The following is a 7,129-nucleotide window of genomic DNA, read 5'->3' on the forward strand; positions in this document are numbered from 1 at the left end:
GAACTATCTTGCTTAATTTACAATTGGTTATCTGCATTTTCGTAGCCTAGCATAACCGCTAATCTACGTCAGCCCCTATTTTTAACCATATCTGTTCTTGTATTACAGTAATAAATACTCAATGATTTCAGACGGCCTTTTTTATCGGACAATTGCCCTATTCTATTTCTAACATTCCACCACGCGCACGGATACGGGGACGGCTTTTTTCTGCAAGGTAACGGCCAGGCCGGCGAGTGAGGTTTCTTTGTAGGTTGCCTTCATATCGCGGCCGGTTTGCAGCATGGTTTGAATCACTTCATCAAGTGAGACTTTTTTGTCTGTGCCGTCTTCCAAAAGCGCGAGGGTGGCGAGCTTGAGGGCTTTTTCGGCGGCGATGCCGTTGCGCTCGATACAGGGGATTTGCACCAAGCCGCCGACAGGGTCGCAGGTCAGGCCCAAATGGTGTTCCATGGCCATTTCGGCGGCGTTTTCCACTTGTTTCGGGGTACCGCCGATAACTTCGGCGTATGCACCCGCCGCCATGGAACACGCTACGCCGACTTCGCCTTGGCAGCCGACGTCCGCACCGGAAATCGACGCATTGGTTTTATACAAAATACCGATGGCACCGGCAGTCAGCAGGAAATCTTCGACACGCGATTGGTTGGCGTGTGGATTAAATTTGCGGAAATAGTGCAAGACGGCAGGAATAATGCCTGCCGCGCCGTTGGTGGGTGCGGTTACGACACGGCCGCCGGCGGCGTTTTCTTCATTGACCGCCATGGCGTACACCATCGGCCAAAGTTGGGTATTGACGATTTCGCTCTCGCGCAGGACTTTGAGCTTGGCCGCCAACTGCGGCGCGCGGCGGCGGACGTTCAAGCCACCAGGCAACTGCCCTTCCGCACCCAATCCGCGCTTGATGCAGTTTTCCATCACATCGGCCACGGCAGCCACACGGCGGCGTACTTCCGCTTCATCGCAACCTGCCAACGCCGCTTCATTGGCCAACAAAACTTCGGAAATATTCAACTGGTTCAGACGGCATTGTGCAAGCAACTCGTCGCAGTTTTTGTAAGGATATGGCACATCCGAATTTTCCTGCGCTTCTTGTGCAAACCCTTCGTCTGTTACGATAAAACCGCCGCCGACCGAATAATAGATCTGCTCTTTCAGCTTCAGGCCGTCTGAATTATAGGCGATAAAGTTCAGGCCGTTCGGATGTTTAGGCAACACTTTGTCGCCGCGGATATCCAAATCTTTTTCAGGATTGAAGGCCATTTCGCGGCCGTTGAGTTTTAAAACGTGTTGCGTGCGGATGCGTTCTAAGCGTTGGGGGATGTCTGCAAGCGGAATATCGTGCGGCAGGCTGCCTTCCAAACCAAGCAATAATGCATCGAATGTGCCGTGTCCGATGCCGGTTAAAGCAAGCGAGCCGTACACTTCAATGACAATGCGCGCCACTTGTGTATCCAAGTTTTCGGCATGCAGCAAATCGGCAAAAGCGGCCGCGGCCTTCATCGGGCCGACGGTGTGCGAGCTGGACGGGCCGATGCCGATTTTAAAAATATCAAAGATACTGATCATAAGGTTTTCCTATCATTGTGTGTGCGGGCTGGCTGTTTTTCAGACGGCCTTAAAGCCTAAAGAGGAATCTTTCGCGCCGCTTGCCAATGCAAGGACCAAATGTCCGACAATCATCAAAGGGTCGCCTGCTTCCGGCGAGGTGTATTTCAGCGTCAGCGGTTTTTTACGCAAGGGTTCGTAATGGCTGACTTCACACTGTGAGGCCTCTAAACTTGTAGAACCGGCACGGTATTTGTACGCCAACAGCCGTAAATTATTCAAGTCCATCTTCATGCCGTTGTCCAGCAATTCGCGCAACTGGTTTTCCCAGGCAATATCGGTACTTCCGTCTTTAATGGCAATCAGGATAGACTTTTCGAGGATTTTTTTGATGTGCTGATTTAAGGAGCGGATTGGGAAATGTCCCAGCCACAACAAATCGGTCTCTGCAAATTGGGCAGAAAACTGCTCGATAAACCAGGAATGTAAACCTCGATAATCCGGCGAATGAAACAGGGTTGATTTAACCTTGTTGCCATCTTTATCTAACATGTAATGGCAGCCGATAATCACGCTGCAAGATTCGGCAGCCCATCTGGGGATAATGACTTTGGGGGTAAAGAGCGTTTCGAGGCGTTGCTCGGTAAATTGTGTGATGAAATCGGGGTTGTATTGCAACGATGTCGGCAAATAGCCGCGCCAAAGGTACATGCCGATCTTGTTTTCACCGATGACATCCAAGAGTTGTTCCAGCATGGTACGGCTAGGACATGAAATAAATTCGTCCGCATCCAGCGGAAAAACGAAATCTATCGCTTCATCTTTTGCTACAAGCTGCTTCATAAGCAGGTTTACCAATTGGTCTTGATTGAACTTGAGCGCTTGATATTGATAGATAAATATCGGCAAACCTTCTTCTTTCAATTGAATCAGGATTTCCCTTGTGCCATCGCTGCTGCCATGATCGATGATGTGCATTTCATCCATCAGCTCGAGATTATGACGGACAAACGATTCGATAACGTCGTTTTCGTTGCGCACCATACTGATGCTGATTAATTTCTTTCCCATAAATTACGCAATGTATTGAGATGTTTTAATATTTTTCAGACGGCCTCTATCCAACCGGCAATGCGTTTTTCAACGGCTTCGGCATTCAGCCCCAAATCGGCTAAGAGTTTTTTCGGGTCGCCGTGTTCGGTAACTTTGTCTTCTACACCCAGCAGCAGCACCGGTTTGCAGATGCCGTGTTTCGCCAACACTTCCAACACCGAGCTGCCTGCACCGCCTTGTTCGGTGTTTTCTTCGGCGGTAACGATGTAATCGTGGCTTTGGGCAAGGCTGACGATCAGCTCTTCATCTATCGGTTTGACAAAGCGCATATCGGCAACGGTCGCGTTCAGCTTGTCGGCAGCGGCCAATGATGGGGCAACCATGCTGCCAAAGGCGATAACGGCAATTTTCTCGCCTTCGCGACGGATGATGCCTTTGCCGATTTCAACGGTTTCCAGGCCGTCTGAAATGGTTGCGCCCGTGCCTGTACCGCGCGGATAACGGACTGCGGACGGAGAGTCTGCCTGATAGCAGGTTGAGAGCAGCAGGCGGCATTCGTTTTCGTCGCTTGGTGCGGCAATAATCATGTTCGGCACGCAACGCAAAAAGCTCAAGTCGTATAAACCGGCATGGGTCGGGCCGTCTGCACCAACAATACCGGCGCGGTCGATAGCGAACAAAACAGGCAGGTTTTGCAAGGCAACGTCGTGTACCAACTGGTCGTAAGCGCGTTGCAGGAAAGTGGAGTAAATCGCTACGACAGGCTTGATGCCTTCGCATGCCAAACCGCCTGCAAAGGTAACGGCGTGTTGCTCGGCGATACCGACGTCGAAATAGCGGTCGGGGAATTGCTGTTCAAACTCAACCAAGCCACTGCCCTCGCGCATGGCAGGCGTGATGGCAACCAAACGCTCATCCGCCGCCGCTTGGTCGCACAACCATTGGCCGAATACTTGCGTATAAGTCGGTTTGGCCGCGGCAGGTTTCACTTCCGGGGCAGGCACTTCGCTCGGCAGCTTGGCGACAGCGTGGTATTTGACAGGGTCGTTTTCGGCGAATTTGTAGCCGTTGCCTTTTTTGGTGATGACGTGCAACAACTGAGGGCCTTTGCGGCCGCGCAAGTCTTTTAACACGTCCACCAGATTTTCAACGTTGTGGCCGTCCACCGGGCCGGTGTAACGGAAACCGAAGTTTTCAAACAAAGACAGCGACTGTTTGGCGTGTTCCGCTTCGCCTGCCAAGGTTTTGATTTTGTTTTCGACTTTTTGGGCAAGCTCCATCGCGCCGGGCAATTTATCCAATACTTTGCTCGATTGGGCTTTGATGGTGCTCAATAGGCCGTGCATATCGCGCACGACGTTGCTGGCAAGGTATTTCGGTAGCGCGCCGACATTGGGGGAAATCGACATTTCGTTGTCGTTGAGGATGACCAGCAAATCGACATCCATATCGCCTGCGCAGTTCAGGGCTTCAAACGCCTGACCCGCCGTCATGGCTCCGTCGCCGATGATGGCAACGCTGCGGCGGTTGTTGCCCAACTGTTTGTCCGCAACGGCCATGCCCAAAGCCGCGCCGATGGATGTGGAAGAATGGCCTACGCCGAACGCGTCGTATTCCGACTCGCTGCGTTTCGGGAAACCGGCCAAACCGCCGTATTGGCGCATGGTGTGCATTTGATTTTTGCGGCCGGTGAGGATTTTGTGCGGATAGCTTTGATGGCCGACATCCCAGACCAAATGGTCTTCTGGCGTGTCGTACACATAATGCAGCGCCACCGTCAGCTCGACCGCACCCAAGTTACTGGCGAAATGGCCGCCCGTCTTACCGACGGAATCCAACAGAAATTCGCGCAATTCGGCGGCGACTTGCGGCAGCTGTTTTTTCTCCAGACGGCGCAAATCCTGAGGCGTATCGATAATATCGAGCAAAGGGCTTGGGTTCATGATTTTTGGCGGTGAATTTTTGTGTAACGGACGATTATATCAAGAGATTGCACAACTTGTTACAAATGCTTTCAGACGGCCCGAACCTTTATCCTTTATAATACTGCCAACTGAAAACACAAGGCCGTCTGAAATGACCCAAAACGCAAACAATCTCTGCTGGCTCGATATGGAAATGACCGGCCTCAACCCGGAACACGACCGCATTATCGAAGTCGCCATGATCATTACCGATTCCGATTTGAACGTACTGGCGCAATCGGACGTTTACGTTATCCATCAAAGCGATGAGTTGCTCGACGGTATGGACGAGTGGAACACCGCCACCCACGGCCGCACCGGCCTGAACCAACGTGTACGCGAATCCAAACTGACCGAAGCCGAAGTCGAGCAAAACCTGTTGGACTTCATGTCCGCATGGATACCTGAGAAATCCACGCCCATGTGCGGCAACTCCATCCATCAAGACCGCCGCTTCATGGTCAAATACATGCCGCGCTTGGAAGCCTATTTCCACTACCGCAACCTAGACGTATCCACGCTGAAAGAATTGGCCAAACGCTGGAATCCTGCCGTTGCCAAAAGCGTGGTCAAACGCGGTTCGCACAAGGCATTGGACGACATCCTCGAAAGCATCGAAGAAATGCGCCATTATCGCGAGCATTTCCTCAAACTCCCTTCCGAATAATAATCCCAAGGCCGTCTGAAACAGGTTTTACACCGTTCAGACGGCCTCATCGGCTTCCCTCATCTCATGAAAATCACCAAAATTTTTACCTTCGATTCCTCGCACATGCTCGACGGGCATGACGGCAAGTGCCAAAACCTGCACGGCCACACCTACAAACTCGAAATCACCGTCTCCGCACCCGTTATCCAAGGCGGCGCAAAAGACGGCATGGTGATGGACTTTACCGACCTGAAAGCCATCGTCAAACAACACATTACCGACCCGTTCGACCATGCCTTCATCTATCACGGCAACAACGAACGTGAAAGCCAAATTGCCGCGCTTTTGGAAGGCTGGAACATGAAAACCCTGCGCCTGCCCTGCCGCACCACCGCCGAAAACATGAGCGTAGAAATGTATGGCCGTCTGAAAAACGCCGGTGTCAAAGTGTGCAGCGTAAAATTATGGGAAACGCCGACTTCGTGTGCGGAATATGAAGGGGAATGAACCGCCATCCTGTATTTTTCAGACGGCCTGTTCCCATAAATACCTCATACGCTAAACATCAAAAGGAATCTTCATGAAAATCATCTCCACCCTCCTCGTCCTCTTCGTCGCTGTCGAACACTTCTACATCGCCTGGCTCGAAATGACGCAAATCCCAAGCGAAAAAGCGTCGGAACTGTTCAACATGCCTTACGAATTTATGGAACAAAAACGCGTGCAAACCCTGTTTTCCAACCAAGGCCTGTACAACGGCTTCCTCGCCATCGGCTTGGTATGGGCGCGCTTTGCCGCACCCGACAACGCCGTTTACGGCGCGACCATCCTGTTCCTCGGCTTCGTCCTCATCGCCGCAGCATGGGGCGCGTTTTCATCCGGCAACAAAGGCATTTTGCTCAAACAAGGCTTGCCGGCATTTTTGGCCGCCGCAGCCGTCATTGCCGCTTAAGCACACACCAGCCATTCTTTCCTATTGAACTGACAGAAAGAATGGCTGCCTCAACCGATTTCTTAAAACGCTTCACCACAACAATTAAAACCCGCACACCCAATATTCATGACCATTCAAATCACACCAAACAATCCCCAATACCGCATTGTCGAAATCTTTGAAAGCCTACAAGGCGAAGGCTGGAATACAGGCATGCCCGCCGTTTTCATCCGTTTGGGCAAATGCAATCTCGCGTGCAGCTGGTGCGATACCGACTACCTCAAATTCGGCATGATGAGCCTGTCCGATATTTTAGGCCGTCTGAAAACCTACACGGCGCGCAACATCATCATTACCGGCGGCGAACCCACCATCCAACCGCATTTGGATACCCTGCTCAACACACTCAAAGCCGAAGGCTATTTCCTGTGTATCGAAACCAACGGCCTCAACCCCGCGCCGCCGCAAATCGACTACGTTGCCACCAGCCCTAAAGCCTGCTACGCCGCCAGATACGAAAAAAGCTGCATCGAGAAAGCAGACGAAGTACGTATTGTTGCCGACGGCGATGTCATTACGTTTTGCCAAGAGATGGAACGCAAAATCCGCGCCCAACATTACTACCTCTCGCCTTGCGAACAAGACGGCGCAATGAATATCTACGACACCATCCGCCAAATCGGCGTATTAAACAGCCGACCAGACGCTCCTGTTCATTGGCAACTGAGCGTACAGACACATAAATGGGCAGGAATAGAATAATTCGTTTGAAATCAATTAAAAACAAAACCTTTACAAAATATTGAATGTAAATACCATTCCATATTCGACCAAATGCACTACTGGCAATGCTCTCAGGCCGTCTGAAAACCCAATTTCAGACGGCCTTTTTTATTACAAACCCCTTGACCGATTACATAAGATTACGTAAAGTGTGCAACAGTTTTCATAAATTGGTAAAACCAATTTACCTGATAACTG

Annotated in this window: 7 protein-coding genes; 4 read left to right on the forward strand and 3 right to left on the reverse strand. The window is 51.2% G+C overall.

What is annotated here, in order from left to right; translation table 11 throughout:
* Window positions 1-168 precede the first annotated feature (168 nt).
* Genes ACTHSP_RS15870 through dxs form a run of 3 tightly spaced genes read right to left on the reverse strand, consistent with a single transcriptional unit; the run spans window position 169 to window position 4,544 of the window.
* Window positions 169-1,569: an L-serine ammonia-lyase gene (locus ACTHSP_RS15870; RefSeq protein ID WP_314511130.1), complete on the reverse strand. Its 1,401-nt coding sequence runs from the start codon at window positions 1,567-1,569 to the stop codon at window positions 169-171.
* A gap of 39 nt (window positions 1,570-1,608) precedes the next feature.
* The gene (locus ACTHSP_RS15875; RefSeq protein ID WP_440346421.1) at window positions 1,609-2,619 is read right to left on the reverse strand and encodes a glycosyltransferase family 2 protein; all 1,011 of its coding nucleotides are present in this window, start codon (window positions 2,617-2,619) and stop codon (window positions 1,609-1,611) included.
* A gap of 35 nt (window positions 2,620-2,654) precedes the next feature.
* Window positions 2,655-4,544 (reverse strand): 1-deoxy-D-xylulose-5-phosphate synthase, encoded by a 1,890-nt coding sequence (gene dxs, locus ACTHSP_RS15880; RefSeq protein WP_314511133.1) that lies wholly within the window; start codon window positions 4,542-4,544, stop codon window positions 2,655-2,657.
* A 133-nt stretch (window positions 4,545-4,677) separates the two neighbouring features.
* Here dxs and orn point away from each other — a divergent pair, with 133 nt between their 5' ends.
* The 4 genes from orn (at window position 4,678) to ACTHSP_RS15900 (ending at window position 6,910) form a co-directional block, all read left to right on the forward strand.
* Window positions 4,678-5,232, forward strand: coding sequence for an oligoribonuclease (gene orn, locus ACTHSP_RS15885; RefSeq protein ID WP_440346422.1), 555 nt, complete (start codon window positions 4,678-4,680; stop codon window positions 5,230-5,232).
* Between the two features lie 66 nt (window positions 5,233-5,298).
* Complete coding sequence (queD, locus tag ACTHSP_RS15890) at window positions 5,299-5,721, forward strand: 6-carboxytetrahydropterin synthase QueD (RefSeq protein WP_003748900.1); 423 nt, start codon at window positions 5,299-5,301, stop codon at window positions 5,719-5,721.
* A gap of 73 nt (window positions 5,722-5,794) precedes the next feature.
* The gene (locus ACTHSP_RS15895) at window positions 5,795-6,166 is read left to right on the forward strand and encodes a DUF1304 domain-containing protein (protein ID WP_070713595.1); all 372 of its coding nucleotides are present in this window, start codon (window positions 5,795-5,797) and stop codon (window positions 6,164-6,166) included.
* Window positions 6,167-6,274: 108 nt separating this feature from the next.
* Window positions 6,275-6,910 (forward strand): 7-carboxy-7-deazaguanine synthase QueE, encoded by a 636-nt coding sequence (locus tag ACTHSP_RS15900; protein WP_440346423.1) that lies wholly within the window; start codon window positions 6,275-6,277, stop codon window positions 6,908-6,910.
* Window positions 6,911-7,129: the final 219 nt, after the last annotated feature.

Source organism: Neisseria sp. P0001.S005, assembly GCF_051963715.1.